The 22,771-nt window shown below is 40.3% G+C and carries 21 protein-coding genes and 1 other annotated feature; of the genes, 10 read left to right on the top strand and 11 right to left on the bottom strand.

Annotated features, from left to right (window positions below; translation table 11 throughout):
- The 6 genes from CWB77_RS03925 to CWB77_RS03900 are packed head-to-tail and all read left to right on the top strand — an operon-like array spanning position 1 to position 6,309.
- Positions 1–435 carry a DUF4381 domain-containing protein gene (locus tag CWB77_RS03925; RefSeq protein WP_138621466.1) on the top strand — a complete coding sequence of 145 codons (435 nt, stop codon included), beginning with the start codon at positions 1–3 and terminating at the stop codon, positions 433–435.
- Complete coding sequence (locus tag CWB77_RS03920; RefSeq protein ID WP_138621464.1) at positions 428–1,411, top strand: vWA domain-containing protein; 984 nt, start codon at positions 428–430, stop codon at positions 1,409–1,411. Before CWB77_RS03925 ends, CWB77_RS03920 begins: the two co-directional genes overlap by 8 nt.
- Complete coding sequence (locus CWB77_RS03915; protein WP_138621462.1) at positions 1,411–3,309, top strand: vWA domain-containing protein; 1,899 nt, start codon at positions 1,411–1,413, stop codon at positions 3,307–3,309. Before CWB77_RS03920 ends, CWB77_RS03915 begins: the two co-directional genes overlap by 1 nt.
- Positions 3,303–4,946 carry a BatD family protein gene (locus tag CWB77_RS03910; protein ID WP_138621460.1) on the top strand — a complete coding sequence of 548 codons (1,644 nt, stop codon included), beginning with the start codon at positions 3,303–3,305 and terminating at the stop codon, positions 4,944–4,946. Before CWB77_RS03915 ends, CWB77_RS03910 begins: the two co-directional genes overlap by 7 nt.
- 53 nt (positions 4,947–4,999) lie before the next feature.
- Positions 5,000–5,557 (top strand): sigma-70 family RNA polymerase sigma factor, encoded by a 558-nt coding sequence (locus CWB77_RS03905; protein ID WP_010391329.1) that lies wholly within the window; start codon positions 5,000–5,002, stop codon positions 5,555–5,557.
- The gene (locus CWB77_RS03900; RefSeq protein WP_010391327.1) at positions 5,557–6,309 is read left to right on the top strand and encodes a DUF3379 family protein; all 753 of its coding nucleotides are present in this window, start codon (positions 5,557–5,559) and stop codon (positions 6,307–6,309) included. Before CWB77_RS03905 ends, CWB77_RS03900 begins: the two co-directional genes overlap by 1 nt.
- 76 nt (positions 6,310–6,385) lie before the next feature.
- On the opposite strand, the gene CWB77_RS03895 is transcribed toward CWB77_RS03900, so the two are convergent.
- Positions 6,386–7,576: an amino acid aminotransferase gene (locus CWB77_RS03895; RefSeq protein ID WP_010391325.1), complete on the bottom strand. Its 1,191-nt coding sequence runs from the start codon at positions 7,574–7,576 to the stop codon at positions 6,386–6,388.
- A gap of 78 nt (positions 7,577–7,654) precedes the next feature.
- On the bottom strand, positions 7,655–8,314 hold the full coding sequence (locus tag CWB77_RS03890) for a GAF domain-containing protein (protein WP_010391323.1): 660 nt from the start codon (positions 8,312–8,314) through the stop codon (positions 7,655–7,657).
- A gap of 248 nt (positions 8,315–8,562) precedes the next feature.
- Between CWB77_RS03890 and CWB77_RS03885 the strand changes: the two genes are divergently transcribed.
- Positions 8,563–8,892: an SUI1 family translation initiation factor gene (locus CWB77_RS03885; protein ID WP_008114484.1), complete on the top strand. Its 330-nt coding sequence runs from the start codon at positions 8,563–8,565 to the stop codon at positions 8,890–8,892.
- A 14-nt stretch (positions 8,893–8,906) separates the two neighbouring features.
- Here CWB77_RS03885 and CWB77_RS03880 read toward each other — a convergent pair whose 3' ends face one another.
- On the bottom strand, positions 8,907–11,909 hold the full coding sequence (locus tag CWB77_RS03880) for a bifunctional diguanylate cyclase/phosphodiesterase (protein ID WP_138621458.1): 3,003 nt from the start codon (positions 11,907–11,909) through the stop codon (positions 8,907–8,909).
- Between the two features lie 195 nt (positions 11,910–12,104).
- Positions 12,105–12,220, top strand: a sequence feature (Phe leader region).
- 43 nt (positions 12,221–12,263) lie between these two features.
- On the opposite strand from CWB77_RS03880, the gene CWB77_RS03875 reads away from it, so the two are divergent.
- Positions 12,264–13,421 carry a chorismate mutase gene (locus CWB77_RS03875; RefSeq protein WP_076921530.1) on the top strand — a complete coding sequence of 386 codons (1,158 nt, stop codon included), beginning with the start codon at positions 12,264–12,266 and terminating at the stop codon, positions 13,419–13,421.
- Positions 13,422–13,475: 54 nt separating this feature from the next.
- Here the strand turns inward: CWB77_RS03875 and tyrA are convergent, their stop codons facing one another.
- From tyrA to ffh, 7 genes are all read right to left on the bottom strand, one after another.
- Positions 13,476–14,609 (bottom strand): bifunctional chorismate mutase/prephenate dehydrogenase, encoded by a 1,134-nt coding sequence (gene tyrA / locus CWB77_RS03870; RefSeq protein ID WP_109875540.1) that lies wholly within the window; start codon positions 14,607–14,609, stop codon positions 13,476–13,478.
- Positions 14,610–14,925: 316 nt separating this feature from the next.
- Positions 14,926–15,795 (bottom strand): MYG1 family protein, encoded by an 870-nt coding sequence (locus CWB77_RS03865; RefSeq protein ID WP_138621456.1) that lies wholly within the window; start codon positions 15,793–15,795, stop codon positions 14,926–14,928.
- Between the two features lie 191 nt (positions 15,796–15,986).
- Complete coding sequence (gene rplS, locus CWB77_RS03860; RefSeq protein ID WP_008114473.1) at positions 15,987–16,346, bottom strand: 50S ribosomal protein L19; 360 nt, start codon at positions 16,344–16,346, stop codon at positions 15,987–15,989.
- A 33-nt stretch (positions 16,347–16,379) separates the two neighbouring features.
- Positions 16,380–17,147 (bottom strand): tRNA (guanosine(37)-N1)-methyltransferase TrmD, encoded by a 768-nt coding sequence (trmD, locus tag CWB77_RS03855; protein WP_075170595.1) that lies wholly within the window; start codon positions 17,145–17,147, stop codon positions 16,380–16,382.
- Positions 17,147–17,683: a ribosome maturation factor RimM gene (rimM, locus tag CWB77_RS03850; RefSeq protein WP_008114470.1), complete on the bottom strand. Its 537-nt coding sequence runs from the start codon at positions 17,681–17,683 to the stop codon at positions 17,147–17,149. Before rimM ends, trmD begins: the two co-directional genes overlap by 1 nt.
- Positions 17,684–17,700: 17 nt before the next feature.
- Positions 17,701–17,949 carry a 30S ribosomal protein S16 gene (gene rpsP, locus CWB77_RS03845; RefSeq protein ID WP_008114468.1) on the bottom strand — a complete coding sequence of 83 codons (249 nt, stop codon included), beginning with the start codon at positions 17,947–17,949 and terminating at the stop codon, positions 17,701–17,703.
- A 261-nt stretch (positions 17,950–18,210) separates the two neighbouring features.
- Complete coding sequence (ffh, locus tag CWB77_RS03840; RefSeq protein ID WP_010391303.1) at positions 18,211–19,590, bottom strand: signal recognition particle protein; 1,380 nt, start codon at positions 19,588–19,590, stop codon at positions 18,211–18,213.
- 223 nt (positions 19,591–19,813) lie between these two features.
- Between ffh and CWB77_RS03835 the strand changes: the two genes are divergently transcribed.
- Positions 19,814–20,620, top strand: a complete 807-nt coding sequence (locus CWB77_RS03835) for a cytochrome C assembly family protein (protein WP_010391302.1) — start codon at positions 19,814–19,816, stop codon at positions 20,618–20,620.
- A gap of 61 nt (positions 20,621–20,681) precedes the next feature.
- A complete protein-coding gene (locus tag CWB77_RS03830) occupies positions 20,682–21,950 on the top strand; it encodes an HlyC/CorC family transporter (RefSeq protein ID WP_010391300.1) in 1,269 nt (422 codons plus the stop codon).
- Between the two features lie 56 nt (positions 21,951–22,006).
- On the opposite strand, the gene CWB77_RS03825 is transcribed toward CWB77_RS03830, so the two are convergent.
- Positions 22,007–22,615, bottom strand: a complete 609-nt coding sequence (locus tag CWB77_RS03825) for a transglycosylase SLT domain-containing protein (protein ID WP_138621454.1) — start codon at positions 22,613–22,615, stop codon at positions 22,007–22,009.
- Positions 22,616–22,771 lie beyond the last annotated feature (156 nt).

Here is a 22,771-nt window from a genome sequence, read left to right as displayed (position 1 = left end):
ATGCAAACCTCTCCACTTGATGGCCTTCACGATATTATTGCTCCCTCTCACGTTGACTGGTGGCCGTTAGCCCCTGCTTGGTGGGTAGTTATTAGCATTGCACTGTGCTTAGTGTGTGGCTTAATTATAATTATGTACAAAAACTATCAATTTAAAAAACCAAAACGTAATGCGATTAAATTAGCTAATCAACAACAATCAGCGCAGCAATTGCATATTATTTTAAAGCGTTTAGTGATCACCTATTACGATCCACGCTTAGCAGCGCAATCCACAGCTAACTGGTGTAAAACCCTAAGTCAACTTGCTGCAATTCGTTTTAATGAAGATGAAATTTCAAGCCTATATAGCACAGCACAAACACCACCGGCACTCAGTGATAAGTTTCGCCAAGCTATTAAACAATTTAAGCTAAAGGAGCCACTGCATGTTTGAATTTAGCTGGCCATGGCTGTTTTTATTATTGCCGCTTCCTTTAACGTTACTGCTATTAAAACCCGCAGCAAGTAATGCAACGACACGTTTACGCATCCCTAGTTTTGCATCGCATAATTTAAATAATCAACATGTAGAGCCCAGTGCACGTAAGTTAAACACTCTTGAATGGTTGCTATGGGCATTATTAGTAACAGCATCGGCTAACCCTACTTGGTTAGATGAGCCTATATCGCTGCCTAATGAAGGTCGCGACATTATGCTCGCTGTGGATTTATCCGGCTCAATGACAGAACAAGACATGGCTTATAATGGCCAATATGTTGACCGTTTAACTATGGTTAAAGCAGTGCTTAGCGATTTTATAGAGCAGCGTCAAGGCGACAGACTTGGGCTAATATTGTTTGGTGATACAGCGTTTTTGCAAACACCTCTCACCCGTGATGTAAAAACCGTCAGCAAAATGCTTACTGAAGCACAAATTGGCCTAGTAGGACGTGCCACGGCTATTGGTGACGCTTTAGGTTTATCGGTTAAACGCTTTGCTAGTAAAAAAGAAAGTAATCGCATTGTAGTGTTACTAACAGATGGACAAAACACCGCAGGAAACCTTGACCCCGAAGATGCCCTATTACTAGCTCGTGAAGAAGGCATAAAAGTGTACACCATCGGAGTCGGCTCAGATAACCCTCGTGGCTTTAGTTTATTTAATATGAGCTCTGGGGGCAGCAATTTAGATGAGAGTTTACTGAAAAATATTGCCGAACAAACAGGGGGTCTGTACTTTAGAGCCAAAGATGTCGCTGGGTTGCAACAGAACTATGCAGAGCTTGATAAACTCGAGCCAATTAGTGCCGATGAGCAGACCTTTCGCCCGCAAACAGCCTTGTTTTATTATCCGTTATTACTGGCCATTCTATTAATAAGTGCAATGGCATTTTTAAAAACAGTACGTGCATTGAAGGAGCCAAGCTAATGGATTTTGAGTTTATTCGCCCCGCTATTTTATGGCTGCTACTCCCTGCGCTAGGGCTGTTTTTTATTGCCATGCTTAAAAAGAAAAAAGCCCAATCGGCGCCACTCATTGCGCCACATTTAGCACAATTTGTTATGAGTGAATCAAATAATCAGGCTCGTCAGCCGCTGTGGCTAGTTGCGTTATTTTGCAGTTTAGCCATTATATTTAGTGCAGGCCCAAGTTTTGAGGAAAAACAAGTCCCTGTATTTCAAAGCAAAAGTGCCCGCGTTATTGTAATGGATATGTCGTACTCTATGTATAGCACCGACATTGCTCCTAATCGATTACTGCAATCTCGCTTTAAAGCCCTCGATATGATTGAGTTATTTAAAGAAGGTGATACTGCATTAGTAGCCTACGCAGGCACTGCCTATACCATTTCTCCACTGACCAATGATGCAACCACCCTTGCTAATCTTATTCCTAGTTTGAGCCCTGAAATTATGCCTGATAAAGGCTCCAACGTGCTGGCAGGTTTAGACATGGCGCAAGAGCTGCTCACTCAAGCAGGCTACCTAGATGGTGATATTATTTTGATCACCGATGGTATTGAACAACAACAGCAAAGTGATATAAGTGGCTTTACTAACAGTAGCCAGTATCGACTTAATATTTACGGTATTGGCACTGAGCAAGGTGCACCAATAAAGTTACCTGAAGGCGGATTTTTAAAAGATAATTACGGCCAAATTGTAGTGCCTACACTCAATGGTTCTTTACTCAAAGGACTAGCAAAGAATAGTGGCGGCCAATACGCTAATTATCAGCCAAGTAATAGCGATATTGCCATTTTTTCACCGCAAGCAAACAGTGAAATACTAAAAAGTGAAAAACCAAATTTAGCCTTGTGGCGAATCGATGTTGGCATTTATGGCTTGCTTATTTTACTGCCCTTAGCTCTATACTTATTTAGGCGCTCTGCGTTTATTGGTGCGGTGCTATTGCTAAGCTTTATACCTCAGCAAAATGCCCATGCAGTAGAGTTACCAACGCTATTTAAAAATACCGATCAGCGTGCATTAGAAGCTTACAACAACCAAGAGTACCAACAAGCAGCGCAAGCGAAGTCCAACGCTCTCAAAGGCGCTGCACTTTATCAGCAGGGTCAGTTTGAAGGCGCTCTGAACGAATTTAGTCAAGATAAATCAGCTACTGGTTATTACAATTACGGTAATGCACTGGCTAAAGCCGGACAATTAGAGGCTGCTATAAACGCTTACAAACAAGCGCAATCACTGCAGTCTGATTTTACCCAAGCAGCCGATAACCAAGCGTTAGTTGAGCAGTTACTTAAGCAACAGCAAGACCAAGAAAACCAACAAGGTAATGATTCGCAAAATCAAGATGATCAAAGTCAAGATGATGCAGATAAATCAAAACAAGATCAGCAAAAAAATGGCGATAAAAATAACGCAGATAAAAGCGAAGATAACAGTCAAAACAGTGAAGAGCAGCAATCGGGTGAGCCCTCGGAGCAATCAAAAGATCAACAAAGCCAATCTGGTGAGCAGTCAGATGAACAAAATCAGCCTGACATGCAAGCTCAATCACAAAACCAACAAGACGAGAACAAAGACGACGATAGTAAGCCTCAGCAAGACGAGCAACAGAGTCAACCCAATCAAATGAATGAGCAACCGCCATCTGATGAGCAAAAGCAGCAAGCACAACAACAAGCTATGCAGGCACAGGCGGCTGAACTTACTAATGAAGAAAAAGAGAAAGCACAGCAACTAAATCAGTTACTAAGAAAAGTGCCCGACGATCCCGCTATTTTATTAAGAAACAAAATGCAATTAGAAGCCCAAAAAAGACAATATCAACGCCGTCCAACAGGAGTAGAAAAATCATGGTAATGCGATTATTTTGCTGTTTATTGCTATTAACTGCCATGCCATTAATGGCCGCCACTTCATTAGAGGCAAGCGTTGATAAAAACCCGGTACTGGCGGGTGAGTTTTTTATGCTCAATATTAGCATTGATGATTCAATCAAAGGGCAACAACCCGATACTTCAGCGCTGTTAAAAGATTTTGTCGTCGGTCCTATGAGTTTAAGTAGCCGCACCAACATTATTAACGGCAACATTAAAAAACAAACATCGTGGTCTGTTAAGTTAATGACTCGCAAAGCCGGCGAATACACAATTCCTTCTTTTAGTGTTGCAGGGCTCAGCTCTCAACCGATAAACTTGTCGGTTAAAGAGCGAAGCAGCGATGCGGGCAAAAATGATGATATATTTTTAAAAAGCTCGCTTACAAATAACAGCTTATTTGTGCAAGAGGCTGGCGTTTACACCATTAAACTTTACTTAGCTAAAGAGCTACTTGATGGCAGCTTAAGCACGCCAAGCATGGAAGATGCTCAACTCACCCAGCTAGGTAAGCAGAGTGAAGATTATGAACTGGTTAACGGTAAACGTTATTTAGTGATCACCCGTAATTATTTAATTCAGCCGCAAAAAAGTGGTGCATACACCATTGAAGCACCGGTTTTTCAAGGGCGTGTTCAACAAAACTATCGCCAACTAGAGGTGTCGGCACTTGGCGATGAACAACAGATTGAAATCAAACCCATCCCTGAGAATTATCAAGGTGATTGGTTACCCAGTGAATTAGTAAGTCTAACCGAGCAATGGCAACCAGACGATAATACCGTTGAAGCCGGCACGCCAATAACACGCACTATTATGCTTACCGCATTAGGGGTTACTAAGGAGCAACTACCCGAAATTGATATGCCTACTATAAATGGTATTCGCAGCTACCCGGATGAAAAAGAGACTAATAATGCAGTACGCGATGGTCGAGTGGTATCACAGCAAAGCGCCTCATTTGCGCTACTACCACAAACACCAGGCACTTATACATTGCCTGAAATTACCCTGCCTTGGTATAACACCAAAATGAACCGAATTAGTTATGCAACTTTACCAGAGCGCACAATTACGGTAACACCAAGTACCACAGCGCCAGCAAACTCACTAAATACACCCGTTGAAAGTACTTTAAACAACACGGATGCAGAGCCAACGCAGCAAGCGCTCAGCGTGCAACGCCACACTAGTACGCCTCTATGGCTTATTATTGTAGCCGTATTAGGTTACATATTATGGATTGTGACCCTGGTTCTTTACTTTATGAAACGCTCAGCTAAAGAAGTGCAACAAACGACGCAAGCAAATCACAGAGGCAATCAGCAAGCAGATTTAAAAACACTGCAAATACTTGCTAAAAGCCATGATAATAAAGCATTTTACGATGCACTTAATCTATACGCGCTAACTCGAACAGATAAAAAGGTAGGAGCTCTCACCCATTTATGCGCTATGATAAACAACTCGCAGTTCACTGCGCAGGTAAATAATTTACAAGCACAGTTGTACGGTAACCAATCGGCTAGCACTGATTTAGAAGCGATTGTTAGTTTATTAAAAAAACATCAATCGCACACAGCTAAGTCATCATCTGCGTTAAAAGAGCTATATTCTTAATAAGAATCTTAGTTACTTTTTTGGCCTATAATAATTTTAATTAAAAAGTGCTTATGTTTGGAAATAAAAAATCGAATGATCGGGTCTTAATTAATATGGCTGAAAAACAACAACGCTATGAAGCCTTGGTTCATGTTTATCATAAGGAACTCTATCGCTTTGCTTACTGGTTATGTAACGATCCGACTATTGCTGATGACTTAGTGCAAGAAACCTTTTTGCGTGCATGGCGCTCGCTTGATTCGTTACTCGACCAAAAAGCAGCTAAGCCATGGTTGCTGACCATTTTAAGGCGTGAGAATGCCAGACGCTTTGAGCGCAAGCAATTTGATTACAGTGATGTAGATAACGACACATTGGTGGATCAAACCAGCCATAGTTTAGATACAGCAATGGAACAAACCGTTATTCAGCGACAAATTTCTTTATTGGCTGATGACTACAAGGAGCCGCTGTTGCTACAGGTGGTAATGGGCTGCACCGGAGATGAAATTGCAGACATTCTTAACTTAAATAAAAATACTGTTATGACACGTTTATTCCGAGCAAAAAATCAACTTAAAGAGGCATTAAGCCGTGATGATGAACAACTTAAAGGAGCATCAAAATAATGGATGAACTTGAGTTTCGTCGCCGCACGATTGCGCAGCCAAATGAGCTGGACAAAGAGCTTCAGGAATTTGCAAACAGCAGTGCCGACAGACAACAATTTTTAAATGAAAGCAAAGCATTCGATAAACAACTCGACGACGCGCTTGATATTACTGTACCTGACAATCTTGCTGAACGAATTATTTTAAACACCTCGTTAAAAGAAAAAGCCAGAACAGATGAACTTGAGCAAAAGGATAACGTGGTTAGTGCACGCTCATGGTTTAAGTTCGACCGAATGCATTTGGCTTTGGCAGCTTCGTTTGTGATTGCAGTTAGTGCGTTTATGTTTAGCGAAGAACAAAGTATTAATCAAACGGCTGGTGAGCATGCACTAGCCCATGTTTACCATGAAATTTATGCGTTAAATAAAACTCAACAAATTAGCATCCAAACTGTCAATGAAAAGCTGGCTTTACTTGGCGGCCATATTAGTGATTTACCTGGCAAAGTGACTTATGTTAACTTTTGCGATTTTCAAGGTGAGAAAGGTATTCATTTAGTGTTTGAGTCTGACTTTGGGCCTATGACCGTGTTTATTGTGCCAAGCGATAATCAAATCTTTGAAATTGGCTCTGATGATTTTAATGACTCTCGCTATGCTGGCCATATAAATCGTGGCAAACAGGCCGATACCGTGCTAATTGCAAGCCTTGGCTCACCAGTTGATATGTATAATGAACGTATTTCAGGTGCTATTCGCTGGCTTTAAGCCATTATAGAAACAATAAAAAACCGCAACGAGTGTGCGGTTTTTTTATTATTTAAAAGCCAAAGCTGCTTACTGATTACTTACAAACATCAGCAACTGCGTTAGCAAAGTAGTTGATATTTGCTTGGCTAATACCTGCTACGTTAACACGGCTAGAACCGACAATGTAAATACCGTATTCTTTTTGCAAGCGCTCGATCTGCTCTTTATTAATACCTAAGAAAGAGAACATACCGTGTTGGCGGTCAATAAACGAGAAGTCTTGAGCAATGTCTTTCGCTGCCAGGCTGTCTTTAATTAAACTACGTAACCCATTAATACGGTTACGCATTTCATCAAGTTCACTGTGCCATAGCTGCGTTAACTCTGTGCTGCTTAAAATAGTGTTTACAATGTCTGCACCGTGCGCTGGCGGCATAGAATAAATGCTACGTACCACACTTAATAACACCGAGTTTGAAATATCAGCTGTTGCACTGTCTTTTGCAATGATTGAACAGGCACCAATACGCTCACGGTATAAGCCGAAGTTTTTAGAACATGATGAACAAATGATCAACTCTTCAACCGCATTGGCTAAAATACGTAAACCATTCGCATCTTCTTCTAAAGAAGAGCCAAAACCTTGATATGCAATATCAATTAATGGCGTAAAACCCACATCTTTTGCAAGTTCAGCAATAGTATTCCATTGTGTTTCGTTTAAATCCATACCACTTGGGTTGTGACAACATGCATGTAATAACACCACATCGCCCTTAGGCACCTGTGTTAGTGTTTCAACCATTTCATCAAACAATAAATCTTTGTTTTCGTAGTCGTAGTATGGGTATTCTTTTACCGTTAAGCCTGCAGCTTCAAATAAGCTAATGTGGTTAGCCCACGTTGGGTTAGTAACCCATACAGTAGCGCCTGGATTACAACGTACAATAAATTCTGCTGCAACACGAAGTGCGCCTGTACCACCAGGTGCTTGTGCTGTGCGTACGCGATTAGCTAATAATGCCGGGTGCTCACCAAGAAGAAGATTTTCCATTTGTTGACAGTAATCTAAGTTACCAGCAAGTCCAATGTAAGATTTGCTCATTTCATTTTCTAAACGAAACGCTTCTGCTTTTTTTACTGACTTTAATACCGGGGTATTCCCCTGCTCGTCTTTATATACACCAACCCCTAAGTCAATCTTATTTGGGTTAGTATCTTGCTTGTAGGCCGCCATAAGGCCAAGAATAGGGTCTGTTGGTAATGGTTTTAATACTGAGAACATTGGCTATCTCTTCGTTATTTAGGGGTTAGCTGTTGCGCTAAGCTTAACATAAAAACTCACTTGATTGACTAGTGTTATTTACACTAAAAAGTGAGGAATTTTAATACAGCACGCTATTAATAACGCGAGCGTCGCTTTATCAAAAAAATCAGTGTTAAAAGCTTCACCATCAACAATACCTATACATTGCTGTTGTGCATTAAATAGCGGTAAACAGGCTTCTGCTTTTACTTTCGGATCGCAGGTGTAATATTCACCGCCTGCTGCCAAATATTGCTCAACGTTATTGATAACGCGTCCTTTACCACTAAACGCTACCTGAACGTTATTGCTGGCAGTCGCAAATTCAGCAGTAAGCGGAAATAAAGGACGACTCGGCGCACCAAAATAAGCCAGCTTTAATAACTGCTCCCCTTCATTGGTGTGGGTATTCTGATAAATGCCGTACCAATCAAGCTTTGTGTTTTCAATGACGTAGTCAACAATCAATTGAAGTTGCGCTAATTTTTCAGTTGTTTGCGTACTTTGGCTGACATAATCGCTTAGTTTAAACGGCTCATCCTGTAGGTAACCAAATAAACTGCATGCCCCACCTTCACCTAGCTCAGGAATTTGGTATTCCCAACGCACGGCTGGTGCAGCATTTTTATTTAGGTATTGCTCAAGCTTTTCTAGCTCAGCGTGAATTAACTGTGGCTCAACATTAAGTTGAGCATACTCTAAGTAAGAATTAACCATTTGGACGTCCATACATCTATAATGCCGAAATAGTAGCATGGATGTTTTTATAGTGCTAGCCAATTTAAAGCGCTTTTTTAAAATCTTTAAACACTTTTATTCATAGATATAATTGCGGTATTTAAACTGGTTGCTTTATCTTTGGGGGCATTAAAAGGTGTTCAGCTTAGGTGCAAAAATTACGCCTTTGCTTCACAAATTTGTTATTATTTGCCGCATTATTATATTCAATCTTAAGTAGGTTAATTATGAGTGATAGTCACTTAGTGTATTCAACAGCAACAGGGCGAATTGATCAGCCAAAGCCAGAAAAAGAACTGGATGTAAAACTATTTAAAGACGGGTCAATTCGCATAGAACGTCAAACCAAAGGCCGAAAAGGTAAAGGTGTAATGCTGGTTGTTGGTCTTGATCCACAACAGCATGATTTGAAAAAGTTAGCAAAAACAATAAAAAGTAAGATGGGCCAAGGGGGCGCAGTAAAAGAAGGTGTTATTGAAGTACAAGGTGATGATCGCGACAAATTAAAAGCGATTTTAGAGGGATTAAAATTTAAAGTAAAAATTGCGGGTGGTTAACCCGCAATTCTTGCTTATTTAATAATTTTTAGCGCTGCTAATTGATCAAATAATGCGGGAATATCATCCTCAGCCACTGGCTTACTAAAATAATAGCCTTGAACAATAAAACAATTATTATTTTGTAAAAACTCAACTTGCTCGATTGTTTCGACCCCTTCGGCAACTACATCAAGCTTCAGCTTTTGTGCCATAGCAATAATGGCCGCAGTGATCTCCATGTCGTTATCATCCTCAGGTATATCTTTGACAAACGAGCGGTCAATTTTAAGAATATCGACAGGGAAACGCTTAAGGTAACTCAGTGAAGAATAACCCGTACCAAAGTCATCAATAGAAATTGAGATACCCAACTTTTTAAGTTGATGTAACTGATCAATAGCTGCTTCAACATTCCCCATCAGCATGCTTTCGGTTAATTCAAGATGCAGACTTTTAGCATTAATCTGCGTCTCTATAATTATTTTTTTCAGCATAGGCACTAAGCTTGCGTCTTTAAACTGTCTTGCTGACAGATTTATCGACATATTACTTGCTCTACCTTGTTGTTCTAGTCGCTTCGTAAACTCACACGCTTGTTGTAGCACCCATTTACCGAGCTCTACAATTAAACCCGTTGCCTCAGCTATCGGAATAAACTTAGTCGGAGGAATAAACCCTTGCGTAGGATGGAACCAACGAAGTAATGCTTCATATCCCACCACGCTATTATCGCGACAATCAACTTGTGGCTGGTAATGTAGCGTGAGTTGCTTTTCTTTAATCGCATGACGCAATTCATTTTCTAGGAATAATCGTTCATTAGCTGCCGCATTTAGATCTTGGCTATAAAAATGGAAAGTGTTACGCCCTTTGGCTTTGGCCTCATACATGGCTAAGTCGGCATGCTTTAGTAACTGATCTTCTTCTAGGCTATCAAATGGTGCTAAGGTGATCCCAATACTTGCACTGACAATTACTTCATTGCTGCCAAGTTTTATCGGCTGGTTTAAGGTTTTTTGTATGGTGTCAGCGACTTCAGATGCTTCTTTTTGATGTTCAATACCACTGAGTAAAACAGCAAATTCATCCCCACCTAAACGGGCTATGGTATCTTCTGCTCGTAAGCGCTGTTTTAAGCGTGTTGCCACTTCAACTAACAGCTGATCACCCGCATCATGACCTAAAGTATCGTTAATACGCTTAAATTCATCCAGATCAAAATAAAATAAAGCAAACGAGTAACGCCCTCTCTCAGCAAGCGCCATCGACTTCCTGAGCTGCATTCTAAAGAATGTACGGTTAGCAAGCCCGGTTAGTGTGTCAAAGTAAGCGAGCTGTTCCATTTTTCGTTGGCTTTCTTTCACAAACGAAATATCTTGCGCTGATGCCACGTAACTGGTTATTTTACCACCGTCTTCTCGAATAGGTGACACACTAAGCGATACCCATATTGGCGACTTGTTTTGCGCTTCAATAAGCGTATCTCCTCGCCAGTAATTACGATTACGCAAATCAATGTCAATATCCTCTACCAACATGGTCATTTCATTGGCAATAATTGTCAGTAATGGCTGACGCAAAAAATCATTTTCGACAAAATCAGTCATCTCTAACATTTTTGGATTAACGTATTCAATGACAAAATTTTCATCGGTGATCACCACCCCTGTACCAGAGAACGCAACCGCTTTAGACAAGCGATTTGCAGCTTTCTCTGCGATTTCTTTTTCTATTATGCGCTGGTTTAAGCCGTCAATGAGTTTGCGAATTTCAATGGTCATATCTTTGAATGAACCATTAAGCGTACCAATTTCATCTTTATTTTCTTTTGGAAACTCAATCTCTAACTGGCCTTTACCAAAGTTAGTAACTGCATAAACCAATGAATGTAAGCGTCTTAATACCAATTGGTAAAGTGCTTGGTGTAATAATAAAGCAACTAAAATGGCATACAGAATAAATAGGCCAAAAAACTTAAGCTTTAAGTCTTTCAATGCCGATAACGTTGAGGAGCGCTTTTTATATACACCCACATACCAGTTTACACCTTCAACTTTATGGATATTTATAATGTAGTCTTCATCATTTAATGAAAATGAATCGGCATATTCTGGTAATTGTATTTGCCCTGCGTTATCAATAACGCGCTTTAGTTCTGGAGAAATAAAGTCATCTGGTAATAGCTTTTTGCCTGCCTCTCCGTACTCTTTATAATTTTCAGAGGTTAAGTTTGGATGTGCTAATAGCTGTCCTTGTTTATCAAACACTACTAAGTGTTTTTCCTTTCCACCGACGGGTAATTGCGATATGAGTGAGTTTAGTGAAATATCGTTACCGGTAACCCCTAAAAACTCATCATCTTGATAAATGGGAACAATTAAACTGACTACCCATTTATTCCAAACTTCATCATAGTAAACTTTTGACCATTGAGGCTCTCGTTGTGGGTTAGTTAAAGACTTCGCATAATTGAAGCTATCACTTTGGTTGAATGTATAATTTCCAGGCACATTAAGCGCCCAGTTTGGCGGTGCGACACGAATAAAGTTATCTTCAGTTATAAGATAAAAATTATAAAAATCTTGAATTAACGTAGGAGAAATAACTTTCCAAAGGGATTCAGAATCAGCAATTAGCTGTTTATAAAAAGGAGAATATGCAGTTTGAGGGATAAACGCGGCTGATAGCCCATCCGATGATGCACTGCGCACTGAGCCATCATTGGTGAGCTGCATTGTAGGTGCAGTATTATTTTTAAATGACAGCTGTCCCTCAAATAACTGCTCGCTAACAACAATATTAGCTTGCTCTGCTATTTTAACTTTGGTCGCTATCAGGTTATTAAACTGGTTTATTAATAATTCATTTGATTGCTTTAATACCTCATGCTCTTCAAAAACAAGCTGTTTTTCTTCTGACTTGAGCATTAATGCAGCCGCACAAATGCCAGCCACTAAACAGATACCAGAGATCAACAATGATAACTTTACACTAAGTGAGTTTATGCCAAATCGAGATGGAGGGCGTCGATACACAAAAAGCCAACCTTATTTATAATTATTATTTTTTCAAGTAATAGAAATATACCAGAACTTAAATCAGAATTATAAATTATTTATAAACTTTTAAAAAACAACACCTTTTGTACACATATTAGGTAAAAAAGCCGCGTCAGGTAAGTGCTTGTTGACATTGGGAGTGACACTTCATACATTAAGGGTATGAATATAAATTACTCACACGCCTTTTTTTCTTTTTTTAGCTTCTTTATATAGAAGAGGCTTCCCTGTTTGTGAGATAAAATCAATCGAATAGTAAAGCCTCCCAACTGGGAGGCTTTTTTATTTTCACTGCAAAATCAGTGATATTTTTGGAATGAGGAAAACCAAATGAGCAACGATGTACTTGATACTCTCAGGCACGATATAAATGAAATCGACTCCGATTTACTTGTTTTACTAGCAAAGCGACGCCGCATTAGTCATGGCGTAGTTGAATATAAAATTGCAAATAATAAACCCATTCGTGATGAGGCCCGTGAACTGGCTTTGCTCGAAAAACTTATAGGCTATGGCAAATCGTTAGGGCTTGACGCTTACTACGTTAACAACGTGTTTCAAACGATATTAGAAGACTCAGTATTGCATCAACAAGCCATGCTTCAAAAGAATTTAAACCCCGATGCACTGAGCGAAACCCATCGCGTAACGTATTTAGGCGGTCAAGGCTCTTATAGTCAGCTTGCATGTCATAAATATTTTAGCCGTCGCCCGGGTAAATTAGTTGAAATTGGTTGTACCTCATTTGAAGAAATCACTGGTAAAGTAGAAAAAGGTCAAGCCGACTTTGGCTTACTGCCTATCGAAAACACTAGCTCAGGTAGTATTAATGAAGTATTTGATTTGCTGCAGCATGCACAAGTCTCTATTGTCGGTGAAGTTACTCATAGCGTTGAGCATTGCTTATTAGCAGCCCCAGGAACTGAGCTGAACCAATTAACTAAAGTCTTTGCACATCCGCAACCCTTTGCCCAGTGTAGCCGCTTTTTACAGGGCCTTGGCGAACTTCAGCATGAAACCTGCGATTCAACCTCAAGTGCATTAAAATCAGCTCTTGAAACACCGAACAGCGCAGCAATCGGCTCTGCGCAAGCAGGGAAAAATGTAGGCCTTGAAGTGATCAAGGCGAATCTTGCCAATCAAAAAGAAAATCACAGCCGCTTCATTGTGGTTGCCCGAAAACCACTGCAAGTATCAACTCAAATCCCTACTAAAACTAGCTTAATTATGTCAACCAAGCAGCAGGCCGGTTCGCTTGCCGATGCGTTAATGATTTTTAAACAGCATAATATTAATTTAGTGAAACTAGAATCTCGACCTACTCCTGGTAACCCATGGGAAGAAGTATTTTATGTGGACTTGGAGGCTAACTTAATCGATAACCAAGTGAAGCATGCATTGGAGGAGCTCAAACAGCACACTCAATATGTTCGTGTACTTGGTTGTTACCAAAGCGAGTCTTTACAAGCTGTGAGCGTAGAAAGCTAACAAAATATTAAAAAAGGGCCTAGCGGCCCTTTTCTTTTCATGGAGCTATTCTTTTTAATCAAGTACTTTCGCATCATTCGCTTTATTTAAAAGACTACGGCTTTGGGTTAAAAAGTGCGCCGTTGAATCTGAGAAATAAGACTTTGCATCAGCAAAAGCATCAATTAATGCGGACTTATCCCCTGCTTTTAGCTTTTCAAGCGTTTGCGAAAACAAAGACTGATACTGCGCCAATAAGCTTTCGACATTGTCAAACTGCGCTAACATAATATCGGTGTATAGCTCTGGCGATTGCGCAAATAAACGGCCAACCATCATTAGCTCTAATTGATAAATAGGTGATGAGCAACTTCTTAACTCGGCAAGTGTATGCCCCTGTTTTGCTAAAAACTGACCGTACACAAAGGTGGTTAAATGGCGCATAACCTGAATAATTTGCATTGCTTCGTCATGCTTTTTGGCCTCAAGTTCAACTAACTGACAACCCCATATTTGTAGCTGTTTTAATAACCCTTGTGCCACCTCATGACTACGCCCTTCACACACCACCACGGTTTGTTTCACCCAATGGGAAATATCAGGTCCAAACATTGGATGTAAACCAACAACTGGCCCACTATGTACTTTTTTAAGCACAGCTAATGGTGCTTGTTTAACTGATGTAATATCAACCAGCAAACAATCATCATCAAGCTTTGGAAGCGCGTTAACAACTGTTTCAAGAGCATTTATTGGTACACTGATCATCACCAGTTTTGCACCTTTTAGAATATCCGCTGCCTGTGATTGCTGCGCTTTATCTAAAATTTTGACTTCGTAACCCGAACGCTGAAATTGTTTTGCAAATAACTGACCCATTGCCCCTTCACCACCAACAATAACAATTGGCGATAATTGTGGGTCGGCACAGGCTAATTTGGCTTGTTGATTTTGATAAGCTTCACGCATCATGCGTCTGAGAATGTCTTCGACTAAATCAGGATTTACACCTTGATTAATAGCCTCTTGACGTCGTGCAGCTAATAAATCAGCTTCTCGATCGGGTGCATGTAATGGCGCGCCAGTTTGTTGTTTTATTGCGCCTATTTGTTGAGTAATACCATTGCGTTTTGCAAGTAAGGCAACCAGTTGCGCATCGCATTCATCTATACTTGTTCTTAGCTGCGCTAAATCACTTATCTCTGCCACGTTCTCATTCCATCCAAAAAAGCAAAATCGTAAATTAAAACTTACAAAAAAGTAAACTAATCAATACGATAAATACTAACAGGATACGTTAGGGGTTAAAAGGCAAATTATTGAAAAGATCACTATCAGTTGTTCAACTAAAACCAAGGTGGAAACGGTAGTAAGTAACCTAAACGCTAGATAATAAATCTATCTCAAGCAGCTATTTCAGCGCTAACTTCATTGAATTTACGTAGGTTCAGGTTAAGTAGAGGATCTTAAAAAAGTGGCAAAGGCCACTTTTATTAAGTAACCGGCGAGCGGTTAAGGAGAACTATTAGTATTCTAATGCCATAGCCGCAAGCGACATAACACTGTCGAATGATTCTGCGCCAGCGATAAATAAGCCATTGTGACAAAACATAGCATCATCGATACCGGTTACCGCTTGAAATTCATCATCTGATAATCCTGCCCATGTTGCAGGTAATGACTTTCTGTCTTCAAAAGAGCCTAATTCTGCAGGCACTGTTTGCACTATCCACTTGCCAGAATGAGATGGGTAAACGACAAATAATGCCTCATCAGATAAACTATGTACGGTTTTTTTCCACGGAGTATAGCGCTCTAATACGATTAATCGAGGATCATCAGCTTGTTTTATTGCTTGAGCAACAATCTTTTTAGCATTTAAACCACCTCGGGCAGAAGCTACAAAACGAATCAGTAAAGTGTGTGCAAATTCAACCGCTTGATCAAAAGCAGCATCAAAATCACTTTCCTCTTCCCATGTTGGGTTAAACATAGAAATTGTTTGGCTTAAGCTAATGCCTGTAGCAACCCCTTCAACATGACCACAATCAATGGCATCAATAGTTGATACAAGCCCTGCATCCACCGCATTCGCCACATCTTGGTTATCATCACATATTGCTAAGCCATATTTTTTCCACACCAAGCCAAATGACGAAAAAGGAATACCATTTTCACGAGCGCCAGCACCGCCACGCTGATGATGATCAAACCGGTTAGTTTCTGGGTCATATTGACCACCAACATCAATAACCACATCGGCGTCATTAATAATCGCATTATCGCGTGTGCGGATCAGGGTAAAAGAAGGGAAAATAATTTTAAGTGCAGCGATACTAAAAACATCATCTGCGTGAAAATTGCCGTTGTGTGTAACTATCGTTTTATCATTCATTTTTGTACATCATTTTTGCAAGAAGTGAGAAGATATTGTGATTTGAAGTGAACCACACTTTAACGCATGCAGGTTAAGGTGTGTATTGGTTTTTGAATGTAGCGATATAAAAACCGCAATAGCATTAAAACCAAAACGGGTTGCAACCCAAAGGTTGCAACCCGTTTTTTTGCGTTGATAAACAGCGCGTATTAGTTAAGTTTTTCTCTAATACGTGCAGATTTACCAGAACGCTCACGTAGATAGTAAAGCTTAGCACGACGAACCGCACCGCGACGCTTAACTGTTACGCTATCAATAAGAGGGCTGTGCGTTTGGAATACACGCTCAACACCTTCACCGTTCGAGATTTTACGAACTGTGAATGCTGAGTGAAGACCACGATTACGCTTAGCGATTACAACACCTTCAAAGGCCTGTAGACGCTCTTTAGCACCTTCTTTTACTTTTACCTGTACAACTACTGTATCACCAGCGCCGAATGCAGGTACGTCTGTTTTAAGCTGCTCTTCTTCAAGCGCTTTAATAATATTTTGGTTTACTTTTGCCATTATGTTTCTCACTTTCCTAGGTGTAACTGTCTTCTAGCCACAAGCTTTTTGGTACTCTTGCTGAAATTTCGCGAGTAATACCGCTTGCTCCTCAGTCAGAGCTAGGTTATGCAACAAGTCAGGACGGCGAAGCCAAGTTCTACCTAATGACTGCATAAGCCGCCATTTTGCTATCTCTTGGTGGTTTCCGCTGAGCAATACAGCAGGCACCTGTTTGTCGTCCAATGTTTCTGGCCGTGTATAGTGAGGACAATCTAGCAAGCCATCCGAAAATGAATCTTGCTCTGCTGACTGGTTGTGTCCTAAAACCCCTGGCACTAATCGCGCTACTGCGTCAATTAATGTCATGGCAGGTAGTTCACCCCCACTCAAAATAAAATCACCAATTGACCATTCTTCGTCAACGTACGATTCTATTATTCTCTCGTCTATACCTTCATAGCGACCGGCAATTAAAATCAGTTTTTCAGAGTTTGCGAGTTCGCTTGCCCCTTGCTGATCTAATTTGCGCCCTTGTGGCGACATATAAATTACTTTTGCACCATCACCTGCAGCCTGTTTGGCTTCAAGAATGGCTTGTTTAAGTGGTTCAACCATCATTAACATGCCTGGTCCGCCCCCGTAAGGACGATCATCTACGGTTCTATGCTTATCAGTTGCATAGTCTCGTGGATTCCAGCAGTTAAAGTCGATTAAACCCTTTTTAACAGCGCGACCGGTTACACCTTGCGTTGTAATTGCATCAAACATATCCGGGAAAAGGCTGATAACCCCTACCCACAACGAACTTGTTTGACTCATTAAAAGCTTGGATCCCAATCTACAGTAATTTCTTTCGCATCATATTTAACCTCTTGAATAACTGAATCAGTTAAAAAAGGAATTAAACGTTCTGCTTGGCCAAATGCATCTTTACTGTTTGCTTTCACAACCAGTACGTCATTTGAGCCTGTCTCCATAAGGTCATCAACAATGCCTAAGTTATAACCTTTATCAGTTACAACCGACATGCCAATGAGATCTCGCCAATAGAATTCACCTTGCGGTAATTCTGGTAGCTGCGCTGAATCCACAGAAATTTCAACATTGGTATAAGCCATTGCTTGGTCTCTGTCATTTACTTGCGCAAACTTAGCGATAAAGCCTTTGTTGTGGCGACGCCAGTCGACCACTTCTAAGGATTGCCATTTACCTTGCTGCCCTATCAACCACGGGCTGAAATCGAAGATCCCTTGGGGATCATCAGTAAATGAATGCACCTTAAGCCAGCCCTTTATACCATATGGGGCGCCGAGCTTTCCTACGACAATTATTGATGAGGTGTTCTCTTGACTCATGGTTACACTTACGCCTATTAAGCCGCTTTACGAGCGTCTTTAACTAATTTAGCTACACGATCTGAAAGACCTGCGCCTTGACCTAACCAGTGCTCAACACGTGGTAAATCTAAACGAAGTTTTTCTTCTTGACCTGAAGCGATTGGGTTAAAGAAACCTACTTTCTCGATGAAGCGACCGTCACGCGAGAAACGGCTATCCGCAACCACAATTTGATAGAAAGGGCGTTTTTTAGCGCCACCACGTTGCAAACGAATAGTTACCATACCGTCCTCTAAATAGATTGACTGTTTTCATTAATAAGATTTACTCCCCAGTATGGGGAGCCGGTGAATTGTACGAGTTTTTAGCAACAATGCAAGTAAGAAGTGATGCAAAAAGGCAGTTTAGTAGATTAAACCGTGATCCAAGAAGAAAAAGCATGTGAACAAGCTATTCTGTGCATAGTTTATTCAACAATAAAGAGGCAATTTGCCTCTTTATTGATTGCTTTTTATATCGTATCGGAGATATTAAAGGTTAAATTATTAAAATTTCGGGCCACCGCCGCCCATCATTCCCGGTGGTAACATCCCTTTCATGCCACGCATCATTTTTTGCATGCCACCTTTGCCTTTCATTTTTTTCATCATTTTTTGCATTTGGGTAAACTGCTTAAGCAGCTTATTGATTTCTTGTACTTGAGTACCCGACCCCGCTGCAATGCGTTTTTTACGCGAACCTTTAATGATCTCTGGGCGTGCACGTTCTTTTTTCGTCATAGAGCTAATAATTGCTTCCATTTGAATAAAGGTTTTATCGCCCATTTGGCCTTTTACTGCATCTGGGATGTTTTGCATACCTGGCAGTTTATCAAGCATTGACATCATGCCGCCCATATTTTTCATTTGCTTTAATTGATCAGCAAAATCATCCAGTGTAAAACCATCACCTTTAAATACTTTTTTCGCTACTTTTTCTGCCTGCTCTTTATCTACTTTCATCTCGACTTCTTCGATTAATGAAAGTACATCACCCATGCCTAAGATACGTGAGGCGATACGATCAGGGTGGAAAGGTTCAAGTGCGTCAGTACGCTCACCAACACCCATAAACTTAATAGGTTTCCCGGTAATATGACGAATAGATAACGCAGCACCACCACGGGCATCACCGTCTGTTTTAGTTAAAATCACACCGGTTAAAGGCAATGCTTCGTCAAACGCCTTCGCGGTGTTTGCAGCATCTTGACCTGTCATTGCATCAACAACGAATAAAGTCTCGATTGGATTAATTGCACCATGAAGCGCTTTGATTTCATCCATCATGTCATTATCAACATGCAAGCGACCTGCAGTATCAACTAATACCACATCAATAAATTTCTTTTTCGCGTGAGAAATAGCAGCTTGTGCTATATCAACTGGCTTTTGTGAAATGTCACTTGGGAAAAATTCTACATCTACTTCTGTCGCTAATGTTTCTAACTGCTTAATTGCCGCAGGACGGTAAACATCGGCACTCACTACCAGCACTGATTTTTTCTTGCGCTCTTTTAAAAACTTAGCCAGTTTACCCACACTGGTTGTTTTACCAGCACCTTGAAGGCCCGCCATCATCACAACAGCCGGAGGTTGCGCGTTAAGGCTTAGCTCTTCATTAGCTTCACCCATGGCCTTTTCAAGTTCTTCACGAACAATTTTTATAAATACTTGGCCAGGACTTAAGCTTTTAGTAACTTCAATACCAACTGCGCGTTCTTTAACTTGTTTTACAAACTCGCGAACAACAGGCAACGCCACATCGGCTTCTAAAAATGCCATTCGCACTTCACGAAGTGTATCTTTAATGTTGTCTTCAGTTAGGCGGCCACGGCCACTAATATTTTTTAGGGTTTTACCTAATCGTTCTTGGAGGTTCTCAAACATGTAACGGTTCCGAAAAGACGTTGAAATCAACTCTATTAATAAGGTCGATGTTATTAAAATTCAATTAGAAATAGTATACCGTAAATGGTGGCATACAATACAGTGCTGAAATGCTGCTTATTGAGTTTCTTTTTACAGGGTCTATGCATTTGCTTTGCTATAAAATACAATGGCCACATAACGAACACGAATTATTTGACTTCAATTAAGTGGCCAAAGCAAAATGCTGATTATTAGTTTAACTATTATTGCCAGTTTATTTTATGTGTTAGCAACGTCTCACGTGCTTTCGCGATTGTTTCACCGTCAGGGGCCGAGCCAAAAAGTTACTATTATACTCAGTACTGTCGCTATTTTGGCGCACATGCTGCTTTTAGTAAATTCGGTATTTAGGGCTGATGGGCAAGATTTAAGTATTGTTAATGTGGCATTACTGACATGCTGGATTATCGTGCTGTGTGTCACCACTGTTTCTTTGAAGTTTCCCGCAACCTTGTTACTACCTGTTGTTTATGGCTTTGCTGCGCTTTTAACCATTTCTAGCTTATTTATCCCTCATCACGTTTTATTACAAAGTATTAATGTAGAACTAGCACTAGTTGCGCATATATCACTGTCGTTATTGGCTTACTGTATTTTAATTATTGCGACTTTATATGGTGTGCAATTTTATTTTATTGATAAGCGCTTAAAGCGAAAAGACCTAGCAATAGTTCACAGTCACTTACCACCTCTGATGGTTGTAGAGCGTCAACTTTACCAGTTATTAAACTTAGGCACCGTATTATTAAGTGTGGCGCTGATCACTGGTTTTGTATTTCTCGATGGCATGTTTGCCAAAGAGTTTATTCACAAAACAATCTTATCCCTAGTTGCTTGGGCCATTTTTGCCACAATTGCAGTTGGCCATGTCAAACGTGGTTGGCGAGGAAAAGTTGTGGTAGTTAGTATAATGATTGCCGCTTTTACACTCACACTCGCTTATTTTGGTAGCCGTTTTATACAAGAAGTGGTCCTGAATAAGTTTTAACTTGACTCTGAAAGCTCACTCTAGCTTAATACGCATTGGTTTATAAAAAAAGGATCCATCGTTGGACGACATATCGACAAGTACCCTGTTTATCATATTAGGTTTATTGGTGCTTTTTTCTGCTTACTTCTCCGGGTCAGAAACCGGAATCATGTCAATCAACCGTATTCGTTTGCGACACCTCGCTAAAGAGAATCATCGTGCTGCGAAACGCGTTAGTAAATTACTGAGTCGACCAGATAGGTTGATAGGTCTGATCCTAATTGGTAATAACCTTGTTAATATTGCTGCAGCGCAGGTAGCCACCATTATTGGTATTCGCTTGTATGGCGATTTAGGTATTGCCATAGCGACAGGTGCATTAACACTTGTTGTACTAATTTTTGCTGAGGTAACGCCAAAAACACTGGCCGCCCTCTATCCTGAGCGAGTCGCTTTTCCCAGCTCTGTGATACTCAAAGGCTTGTTAAAAATACTCTTCCCGTTTGTGGTTGTTGTTAACTGGATGACCAACGGCATATTACGCTTATTTGGAATTAGTGCTGCACAAATAGATGAGCACAGCATGAGTAAAGAAGAATTAAAAACCGTGCTTAACGAATCTGGAGCGCTGATCCCCGCGCGCCACCAAAGTATGCTGACCTCAATTTTAGATTTAGAACAGGTTACCGTTGAAGATATTATGATACCCCGCAATGAAATTGTGGCGATTGATATCAACGATGACTGGAAAATAATTAGTAAGCAGCTTACTCATGCTCAACATACTCGCGTGCTTTTATACCGCGACAATATAGATGATGCAGTAGGCTTTATTCACTCTCGTGATGCATTACGTCTTCTTACTAAAGAGCAATTCGATAAACCTTCGCTACTACGCGCTGTACGTGAAATTTACTTTATTCCAGAGGGAACGTCGCTTAATACTCAACTACTGAAGTTTCAGTTATCAAAAGAACGAATTGGTATTGTTGTTGATGAATATGGCGATATCCAAGGCTTAGTTACCCTAGAAGATATTCTTGAAGAGGTTGTGGGCGATTTCACTACTACTCAAACCCGCACACCAAGTGAAGAAGTAACCACACAGAACGATGGCTCTTACATTGTTGATGGTGGTGCTAACGTTCGCGACTTAAATAAAGAGATGGGCTGGGAATTCCCATTAGATGGCCCTAAAACTTTAAGTGGCCTGATTGTTGAATATTTGGAAGATATTCCTGATGCTAACTTAAGTATTCGTATTGCGGGTTACCCAGTTGAAGTGCTTGAAATAAAAGAAAACATGATTAAACAAGTTAAAATTCAGCCCAATAAACGTAAAAAATAACCCAATAAAAAAGGAGCCAAATGGCTCCTTTTTTAATTAATCAGGGCTTAGATTAATTAAAAGAATAAACGCTCTAACCAACCTTTGTCTAAATCATCCTCACAGCGTCTTAGCTGCGCTCCATAACGGCTCGCACGGTGTTTTACTTTATTGGCAACGCTTATTAACCATTTTTTCTTACGATAAGTGCCTCGCTTATAACCGCCCCACCCTTCGTGATAATTTAAATACTGTGCGTAGGCATCCCATTTAGAAACACCATTAACTTTATGGGTTTTATAAACAAACCACGCCATAAAATCGATCGCATCTTCAAATTCATCTCTATCAGCACCACTATTACCTGTTTCACGAATATAATCAGACCAAGTTGGCGTTTTAGCTTGAGAATAACCATAAGCATCACTTGCGCGTCCAGTTGGTATTATCCATAAAAAGTATTCCATGGGCGGTGCAGCATCATGACGAAAAGAGCTTTCTTGATACATCATGCTCATTAATACGTGTTTGGGAGAGCCCCACTTGTCTTGCGCGTCTTTTGCATCAAAATACCAGTCAGACTTTTCTTCAAAGATTTTACAAATATCTTCTGGTTGCTTAGGTGGTGCAGTGGCACAACCAACTAAAGTAAGCACTAGAGATAAAGTAATAATATTTTTTTTCATTTTTTAAGATCTCACTGAACTTTTTAAAAAAGCGTGGGTCTGAATCTATGAATGCAGCAGTACAGCATTGTTTCATCCCTAAAGAATATTTACGCAGCTACTATGAGCTGCGTTTTTTTTTGCCTACGACTTACTTGGGTCTGTTGACCTTTCAAG

Source organism: Pseudoalteromonas sp. S1610 (assembly GCF_005887465.1).
GTDB lineage: Bacteria > Pseudomonadota > Gammaproteobacteria > Enterobacterales > Alteromonadaceae > Pseudoalteromonas > Pseudoalteromonas undina.
The sequence above is the reverse complement of the archived record's forward strand: the minus strand, read 5'-3'. Positions and strand labels throughout refer to the sequence as shown.